A 13312-nucleotide genomic window follows, 5' to 3' on the forward strand; every position below is an offset into this window, starting at 1 on the left:
ATCAGGCCGGGTTCACGTGGGGGCGGGACGCCGCGATGAACTGGTGGATGAGGCCGCGCGACTCGTCGCGTACGACCCGGAGTTCCTCGCGGTCGTCGGCCGTGGGGATGCGGTCGACGGACGCCATCGCCTCCTGGGCGAGCACGGCCAGCGACGGGGCCTCGGTGAGCAGCTCGACGCGGAACATCGCCTCCATCGCCGCCGCCCTCAACCGAAAGGCCTCGCGCCGCAGTTCGTGCACGTCGGCCGTCTCGCCGGGCCGGTCGACGTGCTCGGGGAACCAGCGATCCAGCTGCCCCCGCCGATAGTTGGCGAGCGCCCCGCCGAACGCGCAGTACGCGTCGATGCGTTCTTGGCGGAGCCGTTCCGTGCGCGTGAAGTCCTGGCCGCGGGCGGCCGTGCGGCTCTGCAGTATGTGGCTCAGTGCGGCGCCCAGCAGGGTGCCGAGGACCGCGATGACGCTCGTGATGACGACGACCATGGGGACACCCAACCAGTCACGGCCGTACCGGCACCACCAGAGGTGCCCCGGTCCGCGGGTGCGGCAGCACCTCGACCGGGTGCTGGTACACGTCGCTGAGCAGCGATCCTTCGAGCACCTCGGCCGGCGGGCCGAGCGCCGTGATGCGTCCCTCGTGCAGCACCGCCACCCGGTCGGCGTGCGCGGCGGCCAGGCCCAGGTCGTGCAGGACGACGACCACCGCGTCGCCCGCGGCGGCCCGTTCCCGGCACACCCGCAGAACCAGTTCCTGGTGGCGCAGGTCGAGCGCGGCCGTCGGCTCGTCCAGGAGCAGCAGCCCCGCGCACTGGGCGAGGATCCGGGCAAGCGCCACCCGGGCGCGCTCGCCGCCGGACAGCGCCGAGAAGGGGCGGGCGGTGAAGGCCGCGGTCTCCGTCGCCGCGAGGGCCGCCGCGACCGCCGCGTCGTCCTCGTCCTCGCGTTCCGTGCCCGCCCACGGCGCCCGGCCCATCCGGACGACGTCCGCCACCGGGAACGGGAAGGACAGCGTCGTCGACTGGGGCAACAGGGAGCGGCGCAGCGCGAGTTCGGCCGGTGACCAGGCGTCGGCCGGCCGCCCGTGGACGCGCAGCTCGCCGGAGGCGGCCGAGAGATCCGCCGCCAGGGCCGCCAACAGGGTTGATTTACCGGCTCCGTTGGGCCCGACCAGCGCGAGCACCTCGCCCGCCCGCACGTCCAGGTCGACGCCGGACAGGACCGGCCTGCCGCCCAGGTTCACGTGCAGGGCGCGGGCCTCGGCGACCGTGTCCCCGGCGGCGTACCGCTCGGGCAGGGCGCGGTGGCGCGGGCCCCGCAGCAGCGTGCTCCAACGGCCCTTCATGCCCAGCCTCCTTGCTTACGACGAGTGCGGCGCAGCAGCCAGAAGAAGAACGGGCTGCCGGTCAGCGCGGTGAGCACCCCGATGGGGAGTTCGGCGGGCGCCGCCACCGTACGGGCGGCAAGGTCGGCCGCGACCAGGACGGCGGCGCCGCCGAGGGCGCTGCCCGGGACCAGGAAGCGGTGTCCCGGACCCGCGAGCATCCGCAGCAGGTGCGGAATGACCAGGCCGACGAAGCCGATGACACCGGAGACCGCCACGGCCGCCGCCGTGAGCAGCGCGATGACGAGGATCAGCGTGATCCGGAGCTTCTCGACGTCCACGCCCAGGTGCCGGGCCGGGCGTTCGCCGAGCGACAGCAGGTCCAGTTTCCGGGAGTAGAAGGGCGCGACCAGCAGGCCGACGGCCGCGCAGGGCAGCACCGCGAGCACCTTCGGCCAGGTCGCCTGCGCCAGCGAGCCGAGCTGCCAGAACGTGATCTGGTTGACGGCGGCGGCATCGGCGTAGGAGAGGAACAGGCCGATCAGGGCGCCCGCGAAGGCGTTCACGGCGATGCCCGTGAGGATGAGCGTGACGACCTCCGTGCGGCCGCCCGAGCGGGACATCACGTAGACGATCAGGACCGTCGCGAGGCCCGACGCGAACGCGCAGGCCGTGATGGTCCACGTACCGAAGAAGTTCAGGCCGAGCGCGATGCAGGCCACCGCGCCGACCGCCGCGCCCGACGAGATGCCGATGACGCCGGGCTCGGCGAGCGGGTTGCCGAACACGCCCTGCATGAGCGCGCCCGCGCAGCCGAGCGAGGCGCCGACGAGGAGGGCGAGGACGACGCGGGGCAGGCGCACGTTCCACAGGACGGATTCGCCGACCCGGTCGAGCGAGGCACCTCCCAGGCCGAGCCGGTGCTGCACGGACCCGAGGATGTCCCCCGGCGCGATGCCGTAGGCCCCGATCCCGGCGGAGACCAGGGCCAGGACGACCAGGGCCGAGGCCAGACAGAGCGTCAGAAGGCAGGCTCTGCAGCGCCGTTGTGGGTGCGGCGGACCGTCGGGTGGCGCTCCGGGCGCCGTGGGTTTCGTCACCGTCGCCGCCATGTCACGCGCCGTCCTTCCCGTACAGCTGGTCCACGATCGATCGCAGCACCTGGTCCGTGCGCGGGCCGTAGTTGAGCAGCACGCCGTCGTCGACGGAGACGACCCTGCGGTCGACGCCCGCCGGGGTCTCGGCGACGCCGGGGATCTTCACCAGACCGTCCATGCCTCCGACGGAGTCAAGTCCCTTGGTCATGACGAGAATCGCGTCCGGGGCGGCCTTCGCGAGGGCCTCGCTGGTGATCGCGGTGAAGTCCTTCTTCAGGCCCGATTCCGCGCCCGCGTCGACCGCGCCCGCCGCCTTCAGGAGTGAGGTCGCGCCGGACTCCTTGCCGCCGATGAGGTAGACGGAGGCCGAGCCGCGCAGGTAGAGGAAGGCGACGCGTGGCTTGTCGCCGTGCCGCGCCGGGATGTCCTTCTGCACGGCCGCGATCCGGTCCTGCGACCGCTTCGTCAACTCTCGCCCGGCGGACGGGACTCCGAGTGTTTTCGCGACCTTCTGGATACGGGTGCCGACGTCGTCGAGGCCCTTCGCCGGGTCGATCACGACCACCGGGACGCCCGCGTCGCGGATCTGCTGCATCGCCTCGTCGGGGCCCGAGGTCGTCTCGGCGAGGACCAGGTCCGGCTTGAGCGAGAGGACGTTCTCCGCGGAGACGTCGTGGTTGCGGGTGACCACCGGCAGCTTCTTCACCTGGTCGAACGTGGCCGTGATGTCCCGTGCCACGACCCGCTTCCCGAGCCCGAGGGTGAAGGCGATCTCGCTGAGGCTGCCCGACAGCGGAACGATCCGGTCGGCCCGCTTCACCGTGACCTTCTTGCCGTCGGCCGAGGTGACGGTCGCCGGGAGTTCCGGTTTCGGCGAAGGGGCAAGCGGTTCGAGGCGGTTCGAGGTCGCGGACGCCCTGGCTCCGCCGCCGGAGCTGGTCGCGTCCGTCCCCGTGTTCGTCTTCGTGGAGCCGCCGCCGCAGGCCGTGGCGGCCAGCGCGAGGACGGCGACGAGTACGGAGATCAGCAGGCCGGGCCGTCGGGTGGCGGGCGGGGCGGGAGCGGCTGGCGTCGGCACGCGGGGTCCGTCCTGTCGTGAGCGTAGGGGCTGTTGCAAGCGGAGGGGCTGTTGGCAGAAGCGATCATAGTTTAGGTTAGCCTTACCTAAGTCGCCAGGGCCTGCGTCAGGACCCTGTGGCGTCTGGTGCTGGAGTCCCGGAGGAACCGTCATGATCCGACGCGCACCCCTACGCGTCTTTGCTCTCGCCCTGTTCGCGGGCCTGCTCGCCGCCCTGCTGTCGGCCCCCGGAGCGCACGCCGCGACCCGTACCGTGCAGGGCGGCCGGCTCGACTGGGGTGTGAAGTCGTCCTTCCAGAGCTACATCACTGGGCCCATCGCGAAGGGGAGTTACACCCTGACCGGGGGAGCGGCGACCGTCGGTGCGAGCGGGTTCCGCTTCCACTCGGCCAGCGGCGGCTACGACGGTTCGACCGGCGCCTTCAACTCCTCGTTCTCCGGCGGTGTGCACTTCGTCGGACACAAGAAGGACGACGGTTCGCACGAACTCGACATGACGATCAGCAACCCGTCCGTCCGTATCGCGGGCGGCGGCGGGACGCTCTACGTCGATGTCGTGAGCAAGGCGAAGGGCACCGGGATGGTCACGTCGTCCCGCCAGGTGCCCTTCGCCTCCCTCTCCCTGGGCGGGATCGACATGAAGGGCGACGGCAACGCCGTGACCCTCAACGGCGTTCCTGCCACGCTCACTTCGCAGGGCGCCAAGTCCTTCGCCGGCTACTACACGGCGGGCACCGCGCTCGACCCGGTCAGCCTGTCCGCCGACGTCGAGCCGAAGAAGGACCCCGCGAAGCCTTCCCCCACCGCGACGGCCGGGTCCAAGGAGAAGAAGGCCAAGAAGGACGACACCGACACAGACACCGGCACCGTCCGGGACGGAGCCGTCGACTGGGGCGTGCGCCGCACCTTCCGCGAGTACGTCACCGGGGACATCGCCCAGGGGAAATGGAAGCTCGCCGACGGGGCGCGGGACGGCGGCGCGCTGTTCCGCTTCCCCGGGGGCGAAGGGTCGTACGACAAGAAGAAGCAGACCCTGGACGCCGAGTTCACCGGGTCGGTGCGGTTCACCGGGAAACACGGGCTCGACCTGAGGTTCGCGGACGTGGCCGTCGACGTGGCCGACGGCAAGGGCACGCTGCGCGCCGACGTCACCGGCGACGGCCGCACCCGTAAGGACACCGCACTCGTGACCTTCGACGTCGACGAACTCGCCGCGAAGGACGGGCTCGTACGGGTCGACGAGGCTCCGGCGAAGCTCACCGCCGCCGGGGCGAAGGCCTTCGGTGGCATGTACCGCAAGGGGGTCGCGATGGACCCGGTCTCCCTCGCGGTCGCGCTCGACGCCGACGCCGCACTGCCCGCGCTGCCCGACCTCGGCAGCTCCGCCTCGCCCAGCCCCGCCCACAGCTCCGACGCCCCGAAGGCCAAGTCCGTTTCGGCGGCCGATAGTTCGGGGCTCTCCGGTGGCGCGGTCTCCGGGATCGTCGCCGTCGTGGCCCTCGTGCTCGCCGCCGTCGGATTCCTGGTCCTTCGCTCGCGCCGTTCCCCGCGCCCCTGAACGGGCGCTCCCACTCGAAGAGTTGAGGAAAGAAGCAGATGTCTCGCACAGGCCACCCGATCACCAGACACCCCATAGCCCTCGCCGCCGCGACCGCCGTCGCGCTCGGCGGCGGCGCGCTGAGCCTGCCCGCCTTCGCCGCCGAAAAGGCCGCTCCCGGCGCCGAAAAGGCCGCGCCCAGCATCGAGTTGAAGGACGGAACCCTCGACTGGGGCATCAAGGAGTCCTTCCGCAAGTACGTCACCGGCATCGCCCTCGGGAAGATCGAGGCGACCGACGGGGCCACGCAGGCCGCCGGCAACGGCGCCTTCACCTTCGGCGGCGGCACGGGCACGTACGACACGGCGACGCACGGCACGGACACGAAGTTCAAGGGCGCCGTCCGGTTCGCCTCCACGGCGCACCGCTTCGACATCAAGGTCGCCGACGTGAAGGTGGTGACCTCCGGTACGACCGGTCACATCGACGCCGACGTCACGCTCAACGGCAGCACCCAGAACGACATCGAGTTCGCCACGCTCGACCTGTCCGCCGTGAAGCCGGGCCAGGGTGCGGGCGGCGCCATGACCTTCAAGGACATCCCGGCGACGCTCACCGCCGACGGCGCCAAGGCGTTCAACGGGATGTACGAGGCGGGCACCGCCCTCGACCCGGCGACGCTGACCGTCACCGCGGCCTCCTCCCCGACCTCGCCCGCGCCGACCAAGTCCCCGACGAAGTCGCCGTCCCCGACCGACACGGCCACCACTGAGCCGCGCCCCACGAAGACCGCGACCCCGACCGGCAAGCCGACCACGTCCACGTCGACGGCCCCCGCGGCCGCCGTCTCCGGCGAGATCGTCGACGGCAACCTGGACTGGGGCGTCAAGGAGTCCTTCCGTACGTACATCACCGGGCCGATCGCCAAGGGCAAGGTCGAACTCTCCGGCGGCGCGGGCAAGAACGGCTCGGGATACCGGTTCGGCGACGCGAGCGGCAGCTACGACGCCGACGCCAAGTCGCTGGACGCGAAGTTCGCCGGCAAGGTCCGCTTCCTCGGCCATCAGGAGGGCGGCGAGTACGCCCTCGACCTGCAGTTCAGCGAGCTGCGCGTGACGGCGGAGGGCGGCAGCGGCAAGCTCGTCGCCGACGTCTCCAGCAAGGACCAGGAGACCGGGAAGGTCTCCACGTACGACGGTCTGACCGTGGCCACCCTGAAGCTCGGCTCCGGCGCCCTGACCGCGAAGAACGACGTCGTCGAGGTGGACGGCGCCGCCGCCACCCTCACCGCCGGCGGAGCGAAGGCCTTCGGCGGCTTCTACGAGGCGGGCGCCGCGCTCGACCCGGTCACCGCGGCCGTCTCCCTCGACGAGAACGCCGAACTCCCCACAGGGCCCAACGGCGGTACGAGCGGCGGCACTTCGGGCACCACGGGCGGCACCGGATCGACGACGGGCGGCACCGGTTCCACCACCGGAGGTTCGTTGGCCTCGACCGGTGCCGACGTCCCGGCCGGTCCGCTGGCCGCTGCCGCCGCGCTGATCGCCGCGGCCGGTGCGGGCACGGTGTACGCCACGCGCAGGCGGCGCACGCAGTCCTGACCGCCCGAGCCCGGCCGTCCGTCGCCCGTCAGATCAGCGGCGGGCGGCCGAGCCGCGTCATCCGCCACACCGTCCGCCAGCGCATGGGGCGGCGCTCCCCGGCGGAGGCGCGCAGGCCCTCCGCGAAGCCGCCGGCCCAGGCGCGCAGGCCGCCGAGCGACCTCGTACGCAGCAACGTGATCCCGGTCCACACCGCCAGGTACAGCGGGATCAGCGGGAGGGGGAGGCGGCGGCGGGCCAGCCACACCCGGTTCCGGGCGGTCATCCGGTGGTAGACGGCGTGCCGGGCCGGGGACGTCTTCGGGTGCTGGAGCAGCAGCGACGGCTCGTACAGCACCTTCCAGCCGGCATCCAGCGCCCGCCACGCAAGATCGGTCTCCTCGTGCGTGAAGAAGAAGTCGGCGGGCCAGTCGCCGGTCTCGTCGAGCATCTTCATCGAGAAACCGTGCGCGCCACCGAGAAACGCGGTCACGAGCCCCCGCTTCATCGGATCCTTTGCGCGCAGCCTCGGGACATGGCGGCGCTGGGTCTCACCGAGCTCATCAGCGATGCGGAAGCCGACGACGCCGAGCCTCGGGTCCTCGGCGTACAGGCGCTGAATGGTCGAGAACACGTCGGCGTCGACGAGCAGCCCGTCGTCGTCCAGCTCCACGGCCACGTCCACGTCGCCGAACTCGCGCAGCCGGGCGAGGGCGACGTTGCGGCCGCCGGGGCAGCCGAGGTTCTCGTCCAGCTCGACCGTCGTGACCTCGAACGGGTAGCCGGGATACGCGGGCAGCGGCGTCCCGTTGCCGATCATGACGACGCGGGCCGGCACCGCATCCTGCTTGGCCACCGATTCCAGGAGGGCGTCCACGTCCTTGGGCCGATTGCCCATGGTGACGATGGCCACACCCAGGCGCGGGAGTTCGGTGCTTCGGTGCCTGTCAGTCATGGCGGCGATGGTAGCCGTTCATCTGACGCCCCCTGCCCGTGCGGGGTCCAGACCCTTCAGACCCTTTCGAGCGCCCGGAACGGCTCGGCAGGCAGTTCCACCCGGATCGCGTCGCCGGGGCGGACCTCACCACCCTCCCGTACGACGCTCATGACCCCGGCCTTCCGGACCAGTTCGCCGGTCTTCGGGTCCCGGCCCACGACCCGCTTGAGGAGTCCGTCCTGGAACGCTTCGATCTGCACGCACGGGTTGCGCAGGCCCGTGATCTCGACGACGGCGCCGCCCTCGCCGAAGTGCAGCAGGGTCCCGGTGGGCAGGGAGAGCAGGTCGATGCCGCGCGTGGTGACGTTCTCGCCGAGGTCGCCGGGCCGCACCGCGTGCCCCGCCCCTGCGACCTGCTCGAACAACTCCTCGTGCATCAGGTGCACTTGGCGGAGGTTCGGCTGCGTCGGGTCCTGGGCGACGCGCGAGCGGTGCTTGACGGTGACGCCCGCGTGCACGTCTCCGTCGACGCCGAGCCCCGCGAGCAGCGTGATGCTCTCGCGGTTCGGCTTGGTGAAGGAGTAGGTGCCGTTGCTGCTGACCGCTGTAACGATGCCGTTGTCCACGGCGTCAGCGTAGCCGGGAGAGAATCGCCGCATGCAGCAGGGAACAGTGATGGACGTGGTAGCCGCGGCCGTTGTGCGGGACGGGCGGCTGCTCGTCGTCAGCAAGCAGGCCGCGCCGGACGTCTTCTATCTTCCGGGTGGCAAGCCGGATCCGGGGGAGTGCCCCGAGGAGACGTTGGCGCGCGAGCTGGACGAGGAGCTCGGGGTCGTGCCGGGTGACGTCGAGCGGCTCGCCGTGGTGGAGGACGTGGCGGCGCTTGAGGGCGTGCCGATGCGGATGGTGGTTTTCGGGGCCACGTTGTCCGGTGAGCCGTCGCCTGCGGCGGAGCTGGCCGCGATGAGGTGGACCGACGGGTTGGGCGACGTACGGCTCGCGCCGGCGGTCGGTGGGCAGGTGGTGCCGCTGCTGCGGGAGTTGGGGTGGCTCTGATTTAGCCCCTGCGGCGATTGAGCAGACGGCTCCCCGTCGACACGCCTCGGGGCTCCGCCCCAGCCCCCGCTGCTCAATCGCCGCAGGGGCTAAATTGGCTCAACCGTCGCCGGGACTAGAACGGCCCAGGGAGCGTTCCGCCACCTTCGCCACGTGCGCCCGCAACGCCCCCCGCGGATCCGGCGTAAGCGTGCCGAGGGCGACGAGGGCCGTCACCACCACGTCGCACAGCTCCGACTCCACGTCGCCCCAAGAGTGGCTGACGCCCTTGCGGGGGTTCTGGCCGATCGCGCCGATCACCGCCTCGGAGACCTCGCCGACCTCCTCCGAGAGCTTCAGCATTCGTAGGAGAAGGGCCTCTTGGGGCGGGCGCGCGTTGTTGTCGTCGAGCCAGGCGCGCAGCCGGTCGACCGTCGCCCACAGGTCGTTGTCGTCGTCCGTAGTCACGAGGGACGACGCTATTCCTCTTCCTTCTCGTCCTGGCGCGCGGCCACCTGCTTGTTGCGGGACGCCACCACGGCCACCGCCGCCGCGCCCGCCCCGACGAGCGCCGCCGGCACCATCCAGTGCCGGTTCAGGGCGTGGCCGAGCGCGTGGTCCAGGGAGTAGCGGCCCGGCCCGGTCACCGCGAGGCCCGCCGCGGCGAAGCCGAGGAACGCCGGGTACTCGTAGCCGCCGCTCATCGCGAAGAACCCGTTCGGCGCGTGCACCGCGGCCGCGCCCGCCATGGTCCCGGCGGCGGCCGCCCCGCCCACCGGCGTCGCGAGCCCGAGCGCGAGCAGCACTCCGCCGCCCGCCTCCCCGAGCCCGGCGGCGATGGCGCTCGCCTTGGGCGGGTGGTACCCCATGGCCTCCATGCCGGCGGCCGTGCCGGACACCCCGCCGCCACCGAACCAGCCGAGGAGTTTCTGCGCGCCGTGCGCGGCGAGCACCCCGCCGGTGCCGACGCGCAGCGCGAGCAGCCCCAGGTCGAGGCGCCCGGAGCGGGAATTACGAGATGTACGAAAACGTGAGCAGGTCATGACCTCACCGTCCGGCACTCGTCCGGCCCGCACCTGGTGCGCAGGCCCGTTCGAGTGACAGTAGTGCAGTGGATCAAGCCCGCACATCGGATCGTGGGAGGAGTCGGGGCTGAGCCGGTGCTCAGCCGCGGCCGATGTACGGCATGTTCGTCGCCAGTACCGTCGCGAACTGGACGTTCGCCTCCAGCGGCAGCTCCGCCATGTGCCGCACCGTGCGGCCCACGTCCGCGACGTCCATCACCGGCTCCGCCGACAGCTCCCCGTTCGCCTGCGGAATGCCGCGCTGCATGACCTCGGTCATGTCGGTCGCCGCGTTGCCGATGTCGATCTGGCCGCAGGCGATCCGGTAGGGGCGGCCGTCCAGGGAGAGCGACTTCGTCAGGCCGGTCAGCGCGTGCTTCGTCGTCGTGTACGCGATCGAACGCGGGCGCGGCGCGTGCGCCGAGATGGAGCCGTTGTTGATGATCCGGCCGCCCTGCGGGTCCTGCTCCTTCATCTGCCGGAACGCCGCCTGCGCGCACAGGAACGCCCCGTTGAGGTTCACGTCGACGACCTGCCGCCACGCGTCGTACTCCAGGTCCTCGATGCCCACACCGCCGGGGCCGAACGTGCCCGCGTTGTTGAAGAGCAGGTCGAGGCGGCCGAAGCGGTCCCGGACGGTGGCGAAGAGGGCCGCCACGGCATCGGCGTCCGACACGTCCGCGCGGACCACGAGGGAGTCGGCGTCCGGGGCGAGGGCCGCGGTCGCCTCCAGCGTCTCGGTGCGGCGCCCCGCGAGGGCCACGCGCCAGCCCGCGCGCAGCAGTTCGAGGGCGACGGCCCGGCCGATGCCGGAGCCCGCGCCGGTGATGACGGCGGTGCGCGAAGCGGTGTCGGTCCGGCCTGTTTGCGAAGCGTTCATGGGGCCGCAGCGTACGGGTCGCGCGGACACACGGAGATCATCGATCCGCCATGTGGCTGTTGTGTACGCGACAGTCCACCGTCGTCCCCGGCCACTGCAATAACGCTTCATGCCTCACATACCGCAGCACGCAGCCGAACTCCGTGTCGCTGCCCAGCACTTGGGCCGCAGAAGATTCCTGACCGTCACCGGCGCCGCCGCCGCGCTCGCCTTCGCGACCAACCTCCCGACCGCGGGCACCGCGGCCGCCGCCGAGCTCGACGCCCGGAAGATCAAGAGCGACCCCTTCACGCTCGGCATCGCCTCCGGCGACCCGCTGCCCGACTCCGTGCTGCTGTGGACGCGGCTCGCCCCGTCCCCGTACGAGACCGGCAGCGGCCTGCCCGCCGCCCGCGTCGACGTGGCATGGGAGCTGGCGCTCGACGAGAGGTTCCGGCGCGTGGTGCGGCGCGGCACCACCACCGCGCACCCCGAGTACAACCACACCGTGCACGTCGAGGTCGACAAGCTCGACGCGGGGCGCGTGTACTACTACCGCTTCCGCGTGGGGAGTTGGGTGAGCGACGCGGGCCGCACCCGAACCGCGCCCGCCACCGGCGCGAGGACCTCCGCGCTCACCCTCGCCGCCGTGTCCTGCCAGGCGTACCACGACGGGTACTACACCGCGTACAAGCACCTGGCCCAGGACGACGTCGACGTCGTCTTCCACCTCGGCGACTACCTCTACGAGTACGCCGTCACCTCCGTCGGCGGCGCCCGCAACTACACCGACCGCGTGCTGCCCGACGTCTTCAACCGGGAGACCGTGACGCTGGAGGACTACCGGCTGCGGTACGCCCTCTACAAGAGCGACGAGCACCTGCGCGCCGCGCACGCCGCGCACCCCTTCGTCGTCACCTGGGACGACCACGAGACCGAGAACAACTACGCGGGCGACACCGACGAGAACGGCAACCCGCCCGAGGAGTTCCTGCTGCGCCGCGCCTCCGCGTACCGCGCGTACTGGGAGAACCAGCCGCTGCGCCGCCCCCAGGTGCCGAGCGGCCCCGACATGCGGCTCTACCGGCGGCTGCACTGGGGCCGGCTCGCCCAGTTCGACATCCTCGACACCCGTCAGTACCGCACCGACCAGGCGAACGGCGACGGCTGGAAGGCCCCGACGCCCGAGTCCGAGGCCGCCTCGCAGACGCTGCCCGGCTTCACCCAGGAGCGCTGGCTGACCGACGGCTGGCGGAACTCGCGGGCGCTGTGGAACGTCGTCCCGCAGCAGGTCACCTTCGCCCGCCGCGCCAACCCCGCCGGCGACGGCACGCTCTCCATGGACTCCTGGGACGGCTACCCGGCCTCCCGCGAGCGGATCCTCAAGGGCGCCGAGGCCGCCCGCGTCGAGAACCTGATGGTCCTCACCGGCGACGTCCACGTCTCGTACGCCATGGACATCAAGCGGGACGCCGCCGACCAGGGCTCGCGCACGGTCGGCACCGAGATCGTCACGACGTCGATCACCAGCGGCAAGGACGGCGCCGCGCGGCCCGCCAACTGGGCCGGGTACCTCGACCGCAACCCGCACATGAAGCACTACAACGGTCAACGCGGCTACGTGACCGTGGAGTTGGGGCAGCAGGCGGCGTGGGCCGACTTCAAGACGGTGTCCGCGGTGACCACACCGGGGGCGGCCCTCACCACGGCGGCCTCGTTCGTGACGGCCGCCGGGGAGCCGGGGCTCAAGCCCGCGTAGGGCCCTCAGTACTCGCCGGGATAGCGGACGCCGACCCGTTCCCTGACGGTGTCGAGCGTCCGCATCACGGCGAGCGAACCCTCCAGCGGCACCAGCGGCGACTCCGTGTCGCCCGCCCGGACCCGCCGCATCACCTCGATCGCCTCGTGCCGCATCGAATCGTGCGGCCCGTCCTCCGGCGCCGCCACGAACTCCTCCGGGTCCCGCCCGTCCCGGTGCAGCACGAACCGCTCCGGGGAGAAGAACCCGCCCGGCACGTCGATCCGCCCGGCCGACCCGGTGACCGAAGCGGTCACACCCGTACCGGCGTTGAGCGCGCAGTGCAGCAGCGCGTGGGCGCCGTTGTCCCACGAGAGCAGCATCCCCGTCTGGAGGTCGACGCCCTCCTCGGAGAGCTGCGCGGACGCCGTCACGGCAGTGGGCTCCCCGAGCAGCAGCTGCGCGAACGACACCGGGTACACCCCGAGGTCGAGCAGCGCGCCGCCGCCCTGCGCCGGATCCCGCAGCCGGTGCGAGGGCGGGAAAGGACCGGCGAGACCGAAGTCGGCCTGCACCGTGCGGACTTCACCGATCGCCCCCTCGTCGACGAGCGCCTTCATCCGCCGCACCAGCGGATTGCAGTACATCCACATGGCCTCCATCAGGAACACGCCCCGCGAGCGCGCCAGCGTCACCAGCTCCGCCGCCTCCCGCGCGTTCAGCGCGAACGCCTTCTCGCACAGCACCGCGCGTCCCGCCTCCAGACAGAGCCCGGCCGCCTCCCGGTGCGCTGCGTGCGGCGTCGCGACGTACACGACATCGACGTCCTCGTCCGCGGCGAGCGAGGCCCAGTCGCCGTACGCCCGCTCGATCCCGAAGCGCTCCGCGAACGCCTTCGCGGAGGCCTCCGTGCGCGAGGCCACCGCCACCACCTCGGCATCCGGCAGATCCAGCAGATCGGCCGTGAACGACGCGGCGATCCCGCCCGTCGCGAGGATTCCCCAGCGCACCCGCTTCACCATCGTGCCCACCCACTCCAGATATTGGTCTCGACCGCACCGCCGAGCT

At 71.9% G+C, this 13312-nt stretch carries 14 protein-coding genes; 4 read left to right on the top strand and 10 right to left on the bottom strand.

Annotation, left to right across the window (positions count from 1 at the left end):
• Position 1 precedes the first annotated feature (1 nt).
• From kilB to OG746_RS29655, 4 genes are read right to left on the bottom strand one after another with little or no spacing between them, the layout of a single operon-like run.
• On the bottom strand, positions 2-481 hold the full coding sequence (kilB, locus tag OG746_RS29640) for a plasmid transfer protein KilB (RefSeq protein WP_266720223.1): 480 nt from the start codon (positions 479-481) through the stop codon (positions 2-4).
• A gap of 16 nt (positions 482-497) precedes the next feature.
• The gene (locus tag OG746_RS29645) at positions 498-1340 is read right to left on the bottom strand and encodes a heme ABC transporter ATP-binding protein (protein WP_266720225.1); all 843 of its coding nucleotides are present in this window, start codon (positions 1338-1340) and stop codon (positions 498-500) included.
• Entirely contained in the window at positions 1337-2431 is a 1095-nt protein-coding gene (locus OG746_RS29650; RefSeq protein WP_266720227.1) for a FecCD family ABC transporter permease, read from the bottom strand. Before OG746_RS29650 ends, OG746_RS29645 begins: the two co-directional genes overlap by 4 nt.
• A gap of 1 nt (position 2432) precedes the next feature.
• Positions 2433-3494 carry a heme/hemin ABC transporter substrate-binding protein gene (locus tag OG746_RS29655; RefSeq protein WP_266720228.1) on the bottom strand — a complete coding sequence of 354 codons (1062 nt, stop codon included), beginning with the start codon at positions 3492-3494 and terminating at the stop codon, positions 2433-2435.
• Positions 3495-3645: 151 nt separating this feature from the next.
• Between OG746_RS29655 and OG746_RS29660 the strand changes: the two genes are divergently transcribed.
• Both OG746_RS29660 and OG746_RS29665 read left to right on the top strand, forming a co-directional pair.
• A complete protein-coding gene (locus OG746_RS29660; RefSeq protein WP_266720230.1) occupies positions 3646-5052 on the top strand; it encodes an HtaA domain-containing protein in 1407 nt (468 codons plus the stop codon).
• 38 nt (positions 5053-5090) lie between these two features.
• Complete coding sequence (locus tag OG746_RS29665) at positions 5091-6632, top strand: HtaA domain-containing protein (RefSeq protein WP_266720232.1); 1542 nt, start codon at positions 5091-5093, stop codon at positions 6630-6632.
• A 28-nt stretch (positions 6633-6660) separates the two neighbouring features.
• On the opposite strand, the gene OG746_RS29670 is transcribed toward OG746_RS29665, so the two are convergent.
• Positions 6661-7566, bottom strand: coding sequence for a glycosyltransferase family 2 protein (locus OG746_RS29670; protein ID WP_266720234.1), 906 nt, complete (start codon positions 7564-7566; stop codon positions 6661-6663).
• 56 nt (positions 7567-7622) lie between these two features.
• Entirely contained in the window at positions 7623-8207 is a 585-nt protein-coding gene (locus OG746_RS29675) for an MOSC domain-containing protein (RefSeq protein WP_524540491.1), read from the bottom strand.
• Here OG746_RS29675 and OG746_RS29680 point away from each other — a divergent pair.
• Positions 8206-8604 carry an NUDIX hydrolase gene (locus OG746_RS29680; protein WP_266720238.1) on the top strand — a complete coding sequence of 133 codons (399 nt, stop codon included), beginning with the start codon at positions 8206-8208 and terminating at the stop codon, positions 8602-8604. The genes OG746_RS29675 and OG746_RS29680 overlap by 2 nt on opposite strands.
• 99 nt (positions 8605-8703) lie before the next feature.
• Here the strand turns inward: OG746_RS29680 and OG746_RS29685 are convergent, their stop codons facing one another.
• The 3 genes from OG746_RS29685 to OG746_RS29695 all read right to left on the bottom strand — a co-directional run bounded on the left by OG746_RS29685 (position 8704) and on the right by OG746_RS29695 (position 10527).
• The gene (locus OG746_RS29685; protein ID WP_266720240.1) at positions 8704-9051 is read right to left on the bottom strand and encodes a MazG-like family protein; all 348 of its coding nucleotides are present in this window, start codon (positions 9049-9051) and stop codon (positions 8704-8706) included.
• Positions 9052-9062: 11 nt separating this feature from the next.
• On the bottom strand, positions 9063-9626 hold the full coding sequence (locus OG746_RS29690; RefSeq protein WP_266720242.1) for a DoxX family protein: 564 nt from the start codon (positions 9624-9626) through the stop codon (positions 9063-9065).
• Between the two features lie 121 nt (positions 9627-9747).
• Positions 9748-10527 (bottom strand): SDR family oxidoreductase, encoded by a 780-nt coding sequence (locus tag OG746_RS29695; protein ID WP_266720244.1) that lies wholly within the window; start codon positions 10525-10527, stop codon positions 9748-9750.
• Positions 10528-10636: 109 nt separating this feature from the next.
• Here OG746_RS29695 and OG746_RS29700 point away from each other — a divergent pair, with 109 nt between their 5' ends.
• Complete coding sequence (locus OG746_RS29700) at positions 10637-12265, top strand: alkaline phosphatase D family protein (protein WP_266720246.1); 1629 nt, start codon at positions 10637-10639, stop codon at positions 12263-12265.
• A 5-nt stretch (positions 12266-12270) separates the two neighbouring features.
• Here the strand turns inward: OG746_RS29700 and OG746_RS29705 are convergent, their stop codons facing one another.
• Positions 12271-13266, bottom strand: coding sequence for a Gfo/Idh/MocA family protein (locus tag OG746_RS29705; protein WP_266725516.1), 996 nt, complete (start codon positions 13264-13266; stop codon positions 12271-12273).
• Positions 13267-13312 lie beyond the last annotated feature (46 nt).

This window comes from Streptomyces sp. NBC_01016, from assembly GCF_026341035.1.
Lineage (GTDB): Bacteria > Actinomycetota > Actinomycetes > Streptomycetales > Streptomycetaceae > Streptomyces.